The 13,497-nt window shown below is 55.8% G+C and carries 14 protein-coding genes; 3 read left to right on the top strand and 11 right to left on the bottom strand.

All coding sequences use genetic code 11. From position 1 onward, the window contains the following. Positions 1 to 21: 21 nt before the first annotated feature. Positions 22 to 1,344, bottom strand: a complete 1,323-nt coding sequence (locus tag DSD31_RS07295; RefSeq protein WP_004865230.1) for a PTS sugar transporter subunit IIC — start codon at positions 1,342 to 1,344, stop codon at positions 22 to 24. Between the two features lie 112 nt (positions 1,345 to 1,456). Next, entirely contained in the window at positions 1,457 to 1,771 is a 315-nt protein-coding gene (locus tag DSD31_RS07290; RefSeq protein ID WP_004865232.1) for a PTS sugar transporter subunit IIB, read from the bottom strand. A gap of 196 nt (positions 1,772 to 1,967) precedes the next feature. On the opposite strand from DSD31_RS07290, the gene DSD31_RS07285 reads away from it, so the two are divergent. Continuing rightward, positions 1,968 to 2,687: a GntR family transcriptional regulator gene (locus tag DSD31_RS07285; RefSeq protein WP_004865235.1), complete on the top strand. Its 720-nt coding sequence runs from the start codon at positions 1,968 to 1,970 to the stop codon at positions 2,685 to 2,687. Between the two features lie 15 nt (positions 2,688 to 2,702). On the opposite strand, the gene DSD31_RS07280 is transcribed toward DSD31_RS07285, so the two are convergent. From DSD31_RS07280 to fabB, 3 genes are all read right to left on the bottom strand, one after another. Further along, the gene (locus tag DSD31_RS07280; protein WP_015583761.1) at positions 2,703 to 3,878 is read right to left on the bottom strand and encodes an MFS transporter; all 1,176 of its coding nucleotides are present in this window, start codon (positions 3,876 to 3,878) and stop codon (positions 2,703 to 2,705) included. 447 nt (positions 3,879 to 4,325) lie between these two features. Beyond that, entirely contained in the window at positions 4,326 to 4,502 is a 177-nt protein-coding gene (locus DSD31_RS26130; protein ID WP_155763452.1) for a hypothetical protein, read from the bottom strand. Positions 4,503 to 4,749: 247 nt separating this feature from the next. Beyond that, positions 4,750 to 5,967 carry a beta-ketoacyl-ACP synthase I gene (fabB, locus tag DSD31_RS07275; protein ID WP_004865242.1) on the bottom strand — a complete coding sequence of 406 codons (1,218 nt, stop codon included), beginning with the start codon at positions 5,965 to 5,967 and terminating at the stop codon, positions 4,750 to 4,752. Positions 5,968 to 6,125: 158 nt separating this feature from the next. Between fabB and mnmC the strand changes: the two genes are divergently transcribed. Continuing rightward, positions 6,126 to 8,114 (top strand): bifunctional tRNA (5-methylaminomethyl-2-thiouridine)(34)-methyltransferase MnmC2/FAD-dependent 5-carboxymethylaminomethyl-2-thiouridine(34) oxidoreductase MnmC1, encoded by a 1,989-nt coding sequence (mnmC, locus tag DSD31_RS07270; protein WP_044349059.1) that lies wholly within the window; start codon positions 6,126 to 6,128, stop codon positions 8,112 to 8,114. A 108-nt stretch (positions 8,115 to 8,222) separates the two neighbouring features. Here mnmC and DSD31_RS07265 read toward each other — a convergent pair whose 3' ends face one another. The 6 genes from DSD31_RS07265 to prmB are packed head-to-tail and all read right to left on the bottom strand — an operon-like array spanning position 8,223 to position 12,763. Further along, complete coding sequence (locus tag DSD31_RS07265; protein WP_004865246.1) at positions 8,223 to 8,498, bottom strand: YfcL family protein; 276 nt, start codon at positions 8,496 to 8,498, stop codon at positions 8,223 to 8,225. A gap of 31 nt (positions 8,499 to 8,529) precedes the next feature. After that, the gene (locus tag DSD31_RS07260; protein WP_004865249.1) at positions 8,530 to 9,078 is read right to left on the bottom strand and encodes an elongation factor P hydroxylase; all 549 of its coding nucleotides are present in this window, start codon (positions 9,076 to 9,078) and stop codon (positions 8,530 to 8,532) included. Continuing rightward, on the bottom strand, positions 9,078 to 9,887 hold the full coding sequence (locus DSD31_RS07255; protein ID WP_004865251.1) for a sulfite exporter TauE/SafE family protein: 810 nt from the start codon (positions 9,885 to 9,887) through the stop codon (positions 9,078 to 9,080). The genes DSD31_RS07260 and DSD31_RS07255 overlap by 1 nt, the downstream gene beginning before the upstream one ends. Next, complete coding sequence (mepA, locus tag DSD31_RS07250) at positions 9,887 to 10,711, bottom strand: penicillin-insensitive murein endopeptidase (RefSeq protein WP_113990924.1); 825 nt, start codon at positions 10,709 to 10,711, stop codon at positions 9,887 to 9,889. Before mepA ends, DSD31_RS07255 begins: the two co-directional genes overlap by 1 nt. 3 nt (positions 10,712 to 10,714) lie before the next feature. Further along, positions 10,715 to 11,800 (bottom strand): chorismate synthase, encoded by a 1,086-nt coding sequence (aroC, locus tag DSD31_RS07245; protein WP_004865259.1) that lies wholly within the window; start codon positions 11,798 to 11,800, stop codon positions 10,715 to 10,717. 30 nt (positions 11,801 to 11,830) lie between these two features. Then, positions 11,831 to 12,763: a 50S ribosomal protein L3 N(5)-glutamine methyltransferase gene (gene prmB, locus DSD31_RS07240; protein WP_113991382.1), complete on the bottom strand. Its 933-nt coding sequence runs from the start codon at positions 12,761 to 12,763 to the stop codon at positions 11,831 to 11,833. A 166-nt stretch (positions 12,764 to 12,929) separates the two neighbouring features. Between prmB and smrB the strand changes: the two genes are divergently transcribed. Next, entirely contained in the window at positions 12,930 to 13,481 is a 552-nt protein-coding gene (gene smrB / locus DSD31_RS07235; protein ID WP_015583758.1) for an endonuclease SmrB, read from the top strand. The last annotated feature ends 16 nt before the right edge of the window (positions 13,482 to 13,497 follow it).

The raw sequence follows: 13,497 nt of genomic DNA, 5'->3' as shown, positions 1-13,497 counted from the left end.
ATTTATTTCCCCACGTTTTTATTACTCAGCGGCCGCTGCGGTATTCACCTTGTTCGCCGCAATCACAAACGGTAAATAGATCAGCGTTGAAACAGCGAGGCACAGAATGCCGACAAAGAGCGCTAACCAGTTACCGCCGGTCCCAAAGAAGGCAATCAGCGGACCTGGCGTGGTCCACGGAACCGCATAGGCAATCGGCGGAATAAACTCCATGCTAATAAAGAAGTAACCAATCAACGAGTTAATGAAAGGAACCAGGATAAACGGAATCACCAGAATCGGGTTCAGGACGATCGGTAAACCAAACATCACCGGTTCGTTGATATTGAACAAACCCGGTACGAAGGCCATTTTCGCCAGATCGCGATAATCCTTACGCCGCGAAGCGATGAAGATGGCCAGCAGCAGCCCCAGCGTCATCCCCGAGCCGCCGCAGTTGGCGAACGCATCGTTGATGCCGGTCCAGGTTATCGGATAAGGCGCCCCCCATGTGGTGCCGTGTGAGGCCGCATAGGAGAGGTTTTCCAGATTCGCTTCCGAGAAAATAGTTTCCCGAATCGCCGCAACGGTATTGGGCCCGTGGATCCCCAGCACCCACAGGAAGTTTGCCACCAGCCCCAGAATCAGAACGGTGATAATGTTGGTCCCCATATCCTTCAGCGGCGCCTGAATCAGCGTATAGATCAGATCGTTAAGGCCGTTCGGCGAGATGCGGGTCAGCAGGTAGTTCATGATGGAAAAGAAAATCATCACAAAGAAGATCGGCAGCAGCACCTTGAACGAGCGCGCCACCGCCGGCGGTACCGCTGCCGGCATCGTAATGGTCACTTTCGGGTTACGCGCCAGCCGGCAAAAGACCTCGCTGGAGATCAGCGCAACGATAATGGCTACAAACAGCCCCTGCGGCCCGAGATATTTTGTCGTCAGATAAGCCTGACCATCGATGATGGTATAAGGTGTATAGACCACAAAAAAGGCGCCAATCGCCGTTAGTCCGCACAGCAGATCGTCCTGCTGGAAGCTAATCGCGATATTGCGCGCGACGAGAAAGGTAATCAATATTGCCATAATATTGACTGAGCCATTCATCACCGGGGTAAAAATTTGCTGTGCATCAGCAAGATTCGGGAATATTGTTCCCAAATGTAAAATGCTGGCAATAAAACCATCAGGAGACAATATTGCAAAGTTAATTAAGATAATCAGCGAACTGGCCATCACGATTGGGAAGGATAAAATAAATGCATCCCGAATCGCCGATACGTGAATCTGAGAATTTAGTTTTATAGCCACGGGGACAAGGATTTTCTCCATGCCGCGTTCAAAGGCATTCATAAAACTCATGATGAACCCTTATTTTTATCGATAATCTGCGATAGCGCCCCAGCACTGGAGCAGAGGTATCCGGCGGCACGACGCTGAAATTCAGGCGTTAACCGGGGTAATAGACAAAGAATTATTTATTGGCCAGTAAGGTAAGCGCACTGTCTAACACCGCCGGGCCATCCATTTGCCCGTAATATTTCATATCAATAACCGCAACCGGCATTTTACCGTGAGCCACCTCTTCTATTTCACTTTTCTGGAAACGAACCTGCGGCCCTAATAAAACCACATCCACTGCGTTTTTTTTGATTTTTTCTTTGGCTTCAGAAATGGCCAGCGCATTGATATTTACCGCAATCCCTGACGCCGCAGCATGCTCCTGCATGCGTTTCACTAACATACTGGTGGACATCCCGGCAGCACAAACTAACAATATATTTTTCATTTTCCTTCCCTTTCCTGTTCATCAGTCTCAATTGACGAGCACTGTAATAATTGTTAATTTTCTTATCCGCAGTTGCGATCACAGTTAGCAAGAGAAAAGTTGTTCAGAAACCAGGAAAAAAATGAACGTATTGGCGTAAATTTAACGATGCATAACAACAACCCAATGTTTTAAAAGGGATTATTGAGGTTCAAAAGTGGTTTATAAAAATGTAGTTAATTTACTGAAAAACAAAATTAATAGTCCGCTCTATAGCATTGGCGATCTTCTGCCATCAGAAAAAGAATTAGCAGAACTTTATGATGTTTCGCGAAATACACTACGTAAGGCGCTAAAGGCTCTGGAGGAGGAGGGTTTAATCGAGCGGCGACACGGTTCGGGGACCTGGATTAGAAATAAACATTTCCAGGCATCGGTGACGCATTTAGACAGTTTTACCGAAATTGCCCGCAACGAAGGCAAAACGCCCTCTAGTCAAATTCTCAAATTTGAATTGCAAACCGCCTCGCAAGAAATCGCGAAAGGTTTGCAGTTACAGCACGGTGAACTTGTATATTATGCTAAAAGATTGCGTTTTATCGATAACATTGCGATGCAATTAGAAGAAACCTGGCTCTCGGCAACGCGCTTTCCTGACCTGACAATCGCCCATATGAAAAAGTCGAAGTTCTCGTATATAGAAAACGAATGCGGGATACGAATTGACGGTTGCTACGAATCCATTGTGCCGATACTCCCCTCCCCGGAACTGGCCACGCTGCTGCATATCAGTACCAAAGATCCGATCATCAAAATGCAAACTCAGGCGATTGATGAGCAGCATCAGCCGATCGACTATTCCATTCTCTATACCAACATGTTTGAGTTTCAGGTGAAGTATTACCTTCCACGGAAAGCCCCCGGTCTCCCTCGCTGAAGACCGGGAATCACGTTATTGACGTAGGGAGAACAGCGTCATGAAAATGCCCAGAACCGCGCATATTGCCCCCGCCAGAAAAACAGAAGAGTAGCCCAGCGACGTGGCGAGCAGCCCGGCAAGCGGGCCGGTGACACCGTATGAAATATCCTGAAAGGCCGCATAGCCGCCGAGCGCGGTACCGCGAACCTGAGCCGGTACGCGTTTGACAACTTCAACGCCAAGGGACGGGAAGATGAGCGAGCAGCCGCAACCGGTCAACGCCGCACCGGCCAGGGCAACCCAGGCATCTGGCGCCAGCCACAGCAGCGTCAGGCCAATGGCCTCGATCAGCAGCGACACCATCGCCACTTTTATGCCGCCAAAGCGATCCGGCATCCAGCCAAACAGGATACGCATCAGCACAAAGGCGCCGCCAAACGCGGTCAGCGTGAAGCCCGCCATCGCCCAGCCGCGGCTGGCGAAATAGAGTGAGACAAAGGTACCAATCACGGCAAACCCCACCCCTTGCAGCCCCAGACCGATGCCCGGACGCCAGATCATACCGACGACGCTCCATAGCGATGGCCTTTCGCCGCCGTGCGCCGGAACTTTACTGACCGTACCATTGATTGCCAGCGCCAGCAGCGGTAGTCCCATCGTGACGCAGGCGAGAACCACAACGCCAAAATGCGAGTAGATCATCAGTCCCAGCGGCGCGCCCACGGCCAATGAGCCGTACATCGCCATCCCGTTCCAGGACATGACCTTGCCTGAACGCGCGGGGCCAACCAGCCCCAGTCCCCAGCTCAGGTTTCCGGTCAACAGCTGGCTTTCACCAAATCCGAGGATCAAACGCCCCAGTACCAGCAGCGCAAATTTGACCAGCACGGAAACCGGCAGTAACGCGGCCAGCAGCCACGCCGCCCCGGCTAATGCGCAGGCAAGCATACCCTGCAGCACCGAACGCTTGGCGCCATGTTGATCGGCCAGACGACCGGCGTAGCCACGGGTCAGCACCGTCGCCAGAAACTGAATGCCTACCGCTACGCCGACCAGCGTATTGCCGAAGCCCAGCTCATGGTGGACAAAGAGCGGGATCACGGGTAGCGGCAGGCCGACGGTCATATAGGTCAGAAAAACGGCAAAGGTAATACGAAATAATGGAATATTCGCTGACGGGGTATTTGTTGTTTCAGTCGCTGCGGACATGCTTTACTCCAGTTCGCAGAGTAAGGCGAGGTAGTAGCCACGCCCCCTCCACCTGATTATCAGGGTTAAGGCGCGTTGGTTGACGTTAAACGCTTACGCATTACCGGGGGGATAATGTTTCGCAGCAGTTTGCCTGTAGAGGTCCGGCTCTGTCAAGCCGACAAAAAGGGAGCCCGCAGGCTAATGCCGATGGTTTCAGGATCGGTTGAACGATCCGGCGAAGGTATAAGTATCCGTCATCTCAAAGAGATTACCGTTTTTGATGCGGCGCTGTCAGATTTTCAACACTCTGCAGGAGTCTCTCTCCTTTAGGTCGCGGTTGAGCCAGGGATGTCGTTTTTACGCTGGTTTGCGCGAGAGGGGTTTCGTACTCTGGAGCATGTGTTCCGTGGGATATTCCGTTCACTTTTGCGGTATGTTCCGTGCACGATGCATCCGCCACTGTTCTCACACCCGCTGCGGGTGAACGGCATGGCGGGCGTTTCGCTCGCCCCCATGCCCCCCGGCATTGCGCTGAAAACGGCCGCTGCGCGGTATGCTCCACTCCGGCTTCATCTGGCGGACCGGGCCGGACTCCCCCCCTGTCTCGACCTGCCCTCTGGCCGCCTTATTCGTCCCATCCATGGGATTCCCCCTCCGGGGCCACGCTAACGTTGTTCAAAAACGCTCCTGGTGTTTTTACCCTGAAGACCGGTCCTGGATGCGCACCGGCGTTCTCGTCCCGTGGCCGTCACGTTGCGATATCCTTGCAAAAGGTTTTTCAGCGGCGGAATGGTCAGCATGGAATAAGCAAAAAAATGCGGGTCACCTTTCAGTGACCCGCATTAGCCCGCAGGCTACCTTTTGACATACCGGTTGGATAACCAGCCGATTATGCCGTGTGTTTACGCATCACCAGCGTGGCGTTGGTGCCGCCGAAACCGAAGCTGTTGGACATCACGGTCGTCAGCGCTTGTTCAGTCGGTTTGGTGACGATGTTCAGACCCGCCGCCTGCTCATCCATCTCTTCGATGTTAATGCTTGGCGCAATAAAGCCATGTTCCAGCATCAGCAGAGAGTAGATCGCTTCCTGCACACCCGCGGCGCCCAAAGAGTGGCCGGTCATCGCTTTGGTCGCAGAGATAGCCGGGCTGTGGTCGCCGAAGACTTCGCGAATGGCACCCAGTTCTTTCACGTCACCGACCGGAGTCGAGGTTCCGTGGGAGTTCAGGTAGTCAATCGGCGTGTCTACACCGGCCATTGCCTGTTTCATACAACGTACTGCGCCTTCACCAGACGGAGCAACCATGTCCGCACCGTCAGACGTTGCGCCGTAGCCGACCACTTCGGCATAGATGTGCGCGCCGCGCGCCAGAGCATGCTCCAGTTCCTCAACCACAACCATACCGCCGCCGCCGGCGATAACAAAACCGTCGCGGTGCGCATCATAAGTGCGGGATGCTTTATCCGGCGTTTCGTTGTATTTGGTGGACAGTGCGCCCATGGCGTCGAATTCACAGGCCATTTCCCAGCACAGCTCTTCGCCGCCGCCAGCAAAAACGATGTCCTGTTTGCCAAGCTGAATTTGTTCAACCGCGCTGCCGATACAGTGAGCTGAAGTCGCGCAAGCGGAGCTGATAGAATAGTTCACACCGTGGATTTTGAACGGAGTGGCGAGGCAAGCGGATACCGCAGAAGCCATCGCTTTGGTCACAACGTAAGGACCAACTGCTTTCAGGCCGCGTGGGCTACGCATCGCATCTGCGCCAAACACCTGAGATTTTGAAGAACCGCCGGAACCGGCAATCAGGCCTACGCGAGGGTTGTTCTGATAAACTTCTTCTTTCAGTCCAGCATCGGCTACAGCCTGCTGCATAGAGAGATAAGCATAGATAGAGGCATCGTTCATGAAACGGACCACTTTGCGGTCGATAAGACCTGTGGTGTCCAGTTTAACGTTACCCCACACGTGGCTGCGCATACCAGAATCTTTGAATTCTTGAGAGAAAGTGATCCCCGAGCGCCCTTCACGCAGAGATTCCAGGACTTCCTGCTGGTTGTTACCGATGCTGGAAACGATGCCCAGGCCAGTAATCACTGCACGTTTCATTCAATACCTCTGTAAGTCACACTATTTTAAGTTTCGAGTCGCACAATAGCGTACACTTGTACGCCGAACAAGTCCGATCAGCCATTTTGTGTATAAATTTGCGCCCCCCGGCACACATCGTTAAGATCGTTCTACGCCTTGAGATTCGAGTAACTTACGTGAAACAAAACGCCATACAACCTGCCAACCTGGAATTCAACGCTGAGGGTACACCTGTTTCCCGAGATTTCGATGACGTGTACTTTTCCAATGACAATGGTCTGGAAGAGACGCGCTACGTTTTCCTCGGCGGCAACCGCCTCGATGCACGCTTCCCGGCCCATCCACACCCGCTGTTTGTGGTCGCCGAGAGCGGGTTCGGCACCGGTCTCAACTTCCTGACACTTTGGCAGGCGTTTGATGTTTTTCGCCGCGATAATCCTGAAGCTACCCTGCAAAGGTTACATTTCATCAGTTTCGAAAAATTTCCGCTGACCTCCGCCGATCTACGACGGGCTCATCAGCACTGGCCGGAACTGGCGCCGTGGGCAGAACAATTACAGGCGCAGTGGCCGCTGGCGATCGCTGGCTGCCATCGTCTGCTGCTGGATGACGGACGCATCACGCTGGATTTGTGGTTCGGGGATATCAACACGCTGACCCACGAGCTCGATGATTCGCTGAATCAGCAGGTCGACGCCTGGTTTCTTGATGGTTTCGCACCGGCGAAAAATCCGGATATGTGGACACCGGAGCTGTTCGGGGCAATGGCCCGCCTGGCCAGACCGGGCGGCACGCTGGCCACCTTTACCTCCGCCGGTTTTGTCCGTCGCGGCCTGCAGGAAGCAGGCTTTACCATGCAGAAACATAAAGGGTTCGGCCGCAAACGCGAAATGCTGATCGGTGAAATGACCCGGACGCTGAATATCCCCGCCCGCACGCCCTGGTTTGCACGAACCGGTAGCCAGCAACGCGATGCGGCGATTGTCGGCGGCGGTATCGCCAGCGCCCTGCTTGCGCTCGCGCTGCTCCGCCGCGGCTGGCAAGTCACCTTGTACTGCGCGGATAACGCCCCGGCTGAAGGCGCATCCGGTAACCGCCAGGGAGCGCTCTATCCTCTGCTTAGCCAGCACGATCCGGCGCTGGCCCGCTTCTTCCCGGCGGCATTTACCTTCGCCCGCCGCCTGTATGACGCCCTTCCGATCATGTTCGACCATCAGTGGTGCGGCGTCACCCAGCTTGCCTGGGACGAAAAGAGCGCACAGAAAATCGCGCAGATGCTGGCACTCGACCTGCCGGAAGAGATTGCTGCGGCCGTCAGCGCGCAAACCGTCGCGCAGATCGCCGGCGTCGAAACCGGCTGCGGTGGAATCACCTATCCCTCCGGGGGCTGGCTCTATCCGCAGCAGCTGACGGCAGAACTTTTTGCGCTGGCGGCAACCCGGGGCCTGCGCACCCGATATCAGGTTAAGGTCACAACGCTGGCTGCTGACCATGACGGCTGGCAGCTCAATGAGCAGCTGCGTCATGAGGTGGTGGTGCTGGCAAACGGCCATCATCTGACCGACTTCCCTCAGACTGCGCGGCTGCCGGCGTATCCGGTGGCAGGACAGGTGAGCCATATTCCGACCACGCCTGCGCTGTCCGCTTTGCGCCAGGTATTGTGCTACGACGGCTACCTGACGCCACAAAACCCACGTTATCAGCAGCACTGCATCGGGGCCAGCTACCACCGCGGACAGACGGAGGCGACCTTTAGCGCCGATGATCAACAGCAAAACCGCCAACGGCTGATCGACTGCTTCCCGCAGGCAGCATGGGTGCAGGAGGTAGATACCCGCGGAAATGACGCCCGCTGCGGCGTGCGCTGCGCCACCCGCGATCACCTACCGATGGTGGGCAATGTACCGGATTATGACGCCACGTTATCGCAGTACGCGACGCTGGCCGAACACCAGACGCAGGCGCCGACGGCACCGGTTTACCGCAATCTGTTCGTGCTGGGGGCGCTGGGTTCGCGCGGGCTATGCTCCGCCCCGCTGACGGCGGAAATACTGGCGGCGCAGATGAGCCACGAACCGCTGCCGCTGGACCGAGAGACGCTGGCGGCGCTGAATCCGAATCGATTATGGGTGAGGAAGCTGCTGAAGGGAAAAGCGGTGAAATAAGCCGAACGGCGGCGATCGCCGTCGGTTGGGACAAAAAGCCGCGCGACATCAGGGCGATACCCGGCGTCACGCGACCTGGCCTGTTTTTCAGGCCAGGCAGTCAGGGGATTATTGCTTTGCCCGCTGATACAAATTATTCCACATTCCCTGCACCAGAATCTGGTCCGGCGGCGACAGTTCGCCTGCGCCGATCGCTTTCTCCAGGCTGCGAATCACCCGATCGTTGATGGCTTTCGCAGAGTGATCGTCCCCTCCTTCCAGCTCGGCTACCGCCAGCGTCAGGTGGCCGCGCAGATAGCCGCTGGCAAACAGTTCATCATCACTGGCGTGGTCTACCATTTCATCAATCAACGCCAGAATGCGTGATTCAAACTCCGCGAGCATTGTCTTTCCTCTTCTAGTGTCAAACGTGGCTTTATTGCAGGTCTTCCGGCCACGGGAATTGTTCTGCCGTCAGTGGCGGCGTCTGATAATATTCTTGTAACGCGCGGATAAACCGCGCCGGACGTTCAGGGATCCCTTGCTCCAGCAAGGTCATAACCTGTGCATGAACCCGCCGCTGAAAGGCAATGCGGTCAGGCTCGAAGTCGCCCTCCAGATTGTCACAGCTCACGTTGAACGGAAAACCTGCCGCCACGCAAAACAGCCAGTCCAGCGCCTGCGGTTTCACCTCAACATCTTCAAACTGACACTGGGTCATGGCATCACGGCCATCCGGGCAGTACCAGTAGCCGAAATCAACCTGCTCGCGACGCGCTTTGCCCGCGATGCACCAGTGGGAAATCTCATGCAGGCCGCTGGCGTAAAAGCCATGGGCAAACACAATGCGGTTATACGGCACGTCGCTATCTGCCGGAAGATAGATCGGTTCGTCATCGCCTTTAATCAGACGGGTATTAAAATCATCGGCAAAGCAGCCGTCAAAAATAGCGATCAGCTGCTGATAATGGTGTTGCTGTTGCATTAATGAATTCCCAACCACTGAAGAATTTCAGCACCGTGGCTGTCATAAAGAAGTTTCGCGCTCATCACGGCGGAGACAACCACAATCATCGGACGAATCAACGATTGTCCTTTACTCAGAACCAGACGTGAGCCGGCGCGGGCGCCAATAAACTGCCCCGCCATCATCACGAAACCGGTCGCCCAAATCACTTTGCCGCCAATGATAAACAGCAATAGCCCACCGACGTTAGAGGTCGCGTTCAGCACTTTGGCGTGAGCGGTGGATTTGGCGAGGTTAAACCCGGCAAGAGTGACGAAAGCCAACGCATAGAAAGAGCCCGCGCCTGGACCGAAGAAACCATCATAAAAACCTACGCAGCCGCCGGCGATCAGGGCAAACGGCAGGCCGTACAGCCGACGCTGACGGTCTGCTTCGCCTAATTTTGGCATCAGCAGGAAGTACAGGCCAATGCCGATCACCAGCACCGGCAGGATCTGGCGCAGAATATCGGACTGGACGTGCTGCACCAGCAGCGCACCGGTGGTTGAGCCGATAAACGTCATCAGGATATTGAGCTTCTGATCCGCCAGGTTCACCACCTTGCGGCGGATAAAATAGAGCGACGCGGAAAGCGATCCCCCGCAGGCCTGCAGCTTGTTGGTCGCCAGCGCCTGCGCCGGAGGCAGCCCTGCCGCCATCAGCGCCGGAACCGTCAACAGCCCGCCGCCGCCCGCCAGGGAATCAATAAATCCCGCCAGAACAGCCACGAAAAAAAGCGCCACCAGTACCGTCGGCGACACCATAAACAGCTCAATAAAGCTTTCCATTACAGCACATGCTCATCCAGTAGCGCCTGGCAGGAAGGCGGCAGCGGAGGCGGCGTCTTCTTCACAGGAGAGGTTGTTCCGGGTTTTGGGGGTTCAAACCAGCTTTGTAGCTCGGCACCGCAGCCATCGCCCGGTGGCGGTGGCGCCTGTTCTTCGCACTCCAGGCTGCCCGCCGGGCAGCGCAGACGAACGTGCATATGTGCACGATGCTGGAACCATGGCCGGACTTTGCGCAGCCACCCGCGATCGTTGCCAGCATCCAGACAGAGCTGCTGCTTGATTGCCGGATTAACAAAGATGCGCGTGACGTCGTTATCTTCTGCCGCCAGCTTAATCAGATGGCTGATTTGCGGGCTCCACAGCGACGGCACCACGCGCTTGCCGTCGCGAGCCACCAGATCCAGCGCCTGTGGTTTCAGGAGCTGCGCTGAACTCCAGCGCGTCTGCGGGAGCTGAAGGAAAATATCAACATCCAGCCCGCTCTGGTGACTGGCATGACCGCCGTTAAAGCGTCCGCCCGCTGGCATCCCCATATCGCCAATCAGCAGCGTCCCCATTCCCTGACTCTGCACCTGATTGCCCAGACGCTGAATAAACTGGATCAGGTCCGGATGGCCGAAGTAGCGGCGCTGGTCGGTGCGCATGACCTGATAACTGGTCGCGCTCAGCGGCAGCGCCTGCGCGCCGACGATACAGCCGTTGGCAAATGCGCCAATTGACTGCGCGCTGCCGCTAATCGGCTGGGTGATTTTTTGCCACGGCGTCGCCGCAAGGCAGGCAGAGCTGGCGACCAGCGCCAGCAGAGCGATAACGTTTTTTTTCATCGATTACCAGCGTGGAATTGATGTCGTCACGTCGCCATTTTGCGCGCGTTGACGCATAAAGTGATCCATTAGCACGATCGCCAGCATTGCTTCCGCGATCGGCACCGCACGGATGCCCACGCAAGGATCGTGGCGCCCTTTGGTGATCATCTCGACTTCTTCACCGTGACGGTTAATCGTATGACCCGGTACGGTGATGCTGGAGGTCGGCTTCAGCGCGATATTCGCGACGATCTGCTGACCGCTGCTGATACCGCCAAGAATGCCGCCCGCATGGTTGCTCTGGAAACCATTTTTAGTGATTTCATCGCGATTTTGGCTACCGCGCAGTTTCACCACCTCAAAACCATCGCCAATTTCCACGCCCTTCACCGCATTGATGCTCATCAGCGCATGGGCAATGTCGGCATCCAGACGGTCGAATACCGGCTCACCGAGTCCCGGTGGCACGCCATCAGCGACCACGGTCACTTTTGCTCCGATGGAGTCGCCCTCTTTCTTCAGACCGCGCATCAGTTCATCAAGCGCTTCAATTTTATCCGGGTCCGGGCAGAAGAACGGGTTTTGTTCAACCTGTTCCCAGTCTTTGATTGCCAGAGGAATATCGCCCATCTGGGTCAAACAGCCGCGAATCACAATGCCGAATTTTTCCGCGAGGTATTTCTTGGCAATCGCCCCGGCCGCCACCCGCATTGCGGTTTCACGCGCTGAGGAACGTCCGCCGCCGCGATAATCGCGCAGGCCGTATTTCTGCTCGTAGGTATAGTCAGCATGCCCTGGACGGAAAACGTCTTTAATCGCGCCATAGTCCTGAGAACGCTGATCGGTATTCTCAATCAGCAGACCAATGCTGGTCCCGGTCGTCACGCCTTCGAATACGCCGGAGAGGATCTTCACCTGATCCGGTTCACGACGCTGCGTGGTGTAGCGTGAGGTCCCCGGACGACGACGATCCAGATCGTGCTGCAGATCGGCTTCAGTCAGCGGAATGCCCGGCGGCACTCCGTCAACAATGCAGCCCAGCGCCAGACCGTGCGATTCGCCGAAGGTTGTGACGCGAAAGAGTTGTCCAATTGTGTTTCCTGCCATCACGGCTCCGTCATGTTTGCGTGTTGTTTTTTAGTCTTTATAAATGCCGAAATGCGCGCGGGCGGCGATCAGCTGCGGTTTGGTCAGCATGAAGACGCCATCCCCGCCATTTTCAAACTCAAGCCAGGTAAACGGCACGTCCGGATACTGCTCAATCAGATGTACCATGCTGTTACCGACTTCACAAATCAGAATACCGTCGTCGCTGAGATAATCCGGCGCATTACCGAGGATGCGGCGCGTCAGCTTCAGACCATCGCTGCCGGAAGCCAGACCCAGTACCGGCTCATGACGATATTCGCCCGGCAGGTCGGACATATCTTCTTCATCAACGTACGGCGGGTTGGTGACGATCAGGTCGTACTGCACTTTCGGCAGGTCGCGGTACAGGTCGGAACGAATCGGCGTCACCTGATGGATCAGGCCGTGCGCTTCAACGTTCTGCTCGGCAACGGCCAGCGCATCAACGGAGATATCCACCGCGTCCACTTCCGCTTCCGGGAAAGAGTAAGCGCAGGCGATCGCAATGCAGCCGCTGCCGGTGCACATATCCAGAATGTGCTGCGGTTGATGGTCAATCAGGCCGGCGAAGTGATTATTGATAAGCTCGCCGATCGGGGAACGCGGCACCAGCACACGTTCGTCCACGAAAAATTCATGGCCGCAGAACCAGGCTTTATTGGTCAAATAGGCAACCGGAATACGTTCGTTGATCCGGCGAATCACGCGCTCAACAATGCGGTGTTTTTCGCTGGAAGTCAGACGCGCGGAGTGCATATCCTCCGGAATATCCAGCGGCAGGTAGAGCGAGGGCAATACCAGCTGCAGCGCCTCATCCCACGGGTTGTCCGTGCCATGGCCGTACCAGATATTCGCCGCGCTGAAACGACTGACCGCCCAACGCAGCATGTCCTGAATGGTATGCAGCTCATTGACCGCTTCATCAACAAAAATTTTATCCACGCCATCCTCCAGGACACGCTCTACTGTAAATTCGGCGGCTAGTTTGCCACGAAGACGGCGATAAATCAGCATTCTTACGTCAGGCGGACGGGGAAAAATACGTTTTGCTTGCCTGAACAGAGGCCGAGTCGGGTAAACTAGCGAAAAGAAATGATGAGAGTGGGCAATGAAAAAGAAAACATCGCTAAGCGACGAGGATCAGGCGTTGTTCCGCCAGTTAATGACCGGCACGCGTCAGATTAAGCAGGACACCATCGTGCACCGCCCGCTGCGCAAGAAAATCACCGAAGTACCGCCAAAGCGCTTACTTCAGGAGCAGGCCGATAACAGCCACTATTTTTCCGATGAGTTTCAGCCGCTGCTGAATACCGAAGGAGCGGTCAAATATGTTCGCCCGGACGTGAGCCACTTTGAACTGAAAAAACTGCGCCGCGGGGATTATTCGCCGGAGCTGTTTCTCGATCTGCACGGGTTGACCCAGCAGCAGGCGAAGCAGGAGCTGGGGGCGCTGATCGCCGCCTGCCGTCGCGAACATGTCTTTTGCGCCTGCGTGATGCACGGGCACGGGAAACACATCCTCAAGCAGCAAACGCCGCTCTGGCTTGCGCAACATCCGCACATCATGGCTTTTCATCAGGCGCCAAAAGAGTACGGCGGAGACGCCGCACTGCTGGTGCTGATTGAAGTTGAAGAGTGGCAGCCGCCGGAGCTTCCGTAATACGGACGCTCCGGGG

Source organism: Klebsiella sp. X13, assembly GCF_003323835.1.
Lineage (GTDB): Bacteria > Pseudomonadota > Gammaproteobacteria > Enterobacterales > Enterobacteriaceae > Klebsiella > Klebsiella ornithinolytica.
The sequence above is the reverse complement of the archived record's forward strand: the minus strand, read 5'-3'. Positions and strand labels throughout refer to the sequence as shown.

Excerpts from the sequence above, each read along its gene's own strand:
- DSD31_RS07265 (WP_004865246.1), bottom strand. The coding sequence starts at position 8,498 with ATGCTCGCGGAGTTTGAATCACGCATTCTGGCGTTGATTGATGAAATG.
- DSD31_RS26130 (WP_155763452.1), bottom strand. The coding sequence starts at position 4,502 with ATGGATGGGACGAATAAGGCGGCCAGAGGGCAGGTCGAGACAGGGGGG.
- DSD31_RS07290 (WP_004865232.1), bottom strand. The coding sequence starts at position 1,771 with ATGAAAAATATATTGTTAGTTTGTGCTGCCGGGATGTCCACCAGTATG.
- smrB (WP_015583758.1), top strand. The coding sequence starts at position 12,930 with ATGAAAAAGAAAACATCGCTAAGCGACGAGGATCAGGCGTTGTTCCGC.
- DSD31_RS07280 (WP_015583761.1), bottom strand. The coding sequence starts at position 3,878 with ATGTCCGCAGCGACTGAAACAACAAATACCCCGTCAGCGAATATTCCA.
- mepA (WP_113990924.1), bottom strand. The coding sequence starts at position 10,711 with ATGAAAAAAAACGTTATCGCTCTGCTGGCGCTGGTCGCCAGCTCTGCC.
- fabB (WP_004865242.1), bottom strand. The coding sequence starts at position 5,967 with ATGAAACGTGCAGTGATTACTGGCCTGGGCATCGTTTCCAGCATCGGT.
- DSD31_RS07260 (WP_004865249.1), bottom strand. The coding sequence starts at position 9,078 with ATGCAACAGCAACACCATTATCAGCAGCTGATCGCTATTTTTGACGGC.
- DSD31_RS07295 (WP_004865230.1), bottom strand. The coding sequence starts at position 1,344 with ATGAGTTTTATGAATGCCTTTGAACGCGGCATGGAGAAAATCCTTGTC.
- DSD31_RS07255 (WP_004865251.1), bottom strand. The coding sequence starts at position 9,887 with ATGGAAAGCTTTATTGAGCTGTTTATGGTGTCGCCGACGGTACTGGTG.
- aroC (WP_004865259.1), bottom strand. The coding sequence starts at position 11,800 with ATGGCAGGAAACACAATTGGACAACTCTTTCGCGTCACAACCTTCGGC.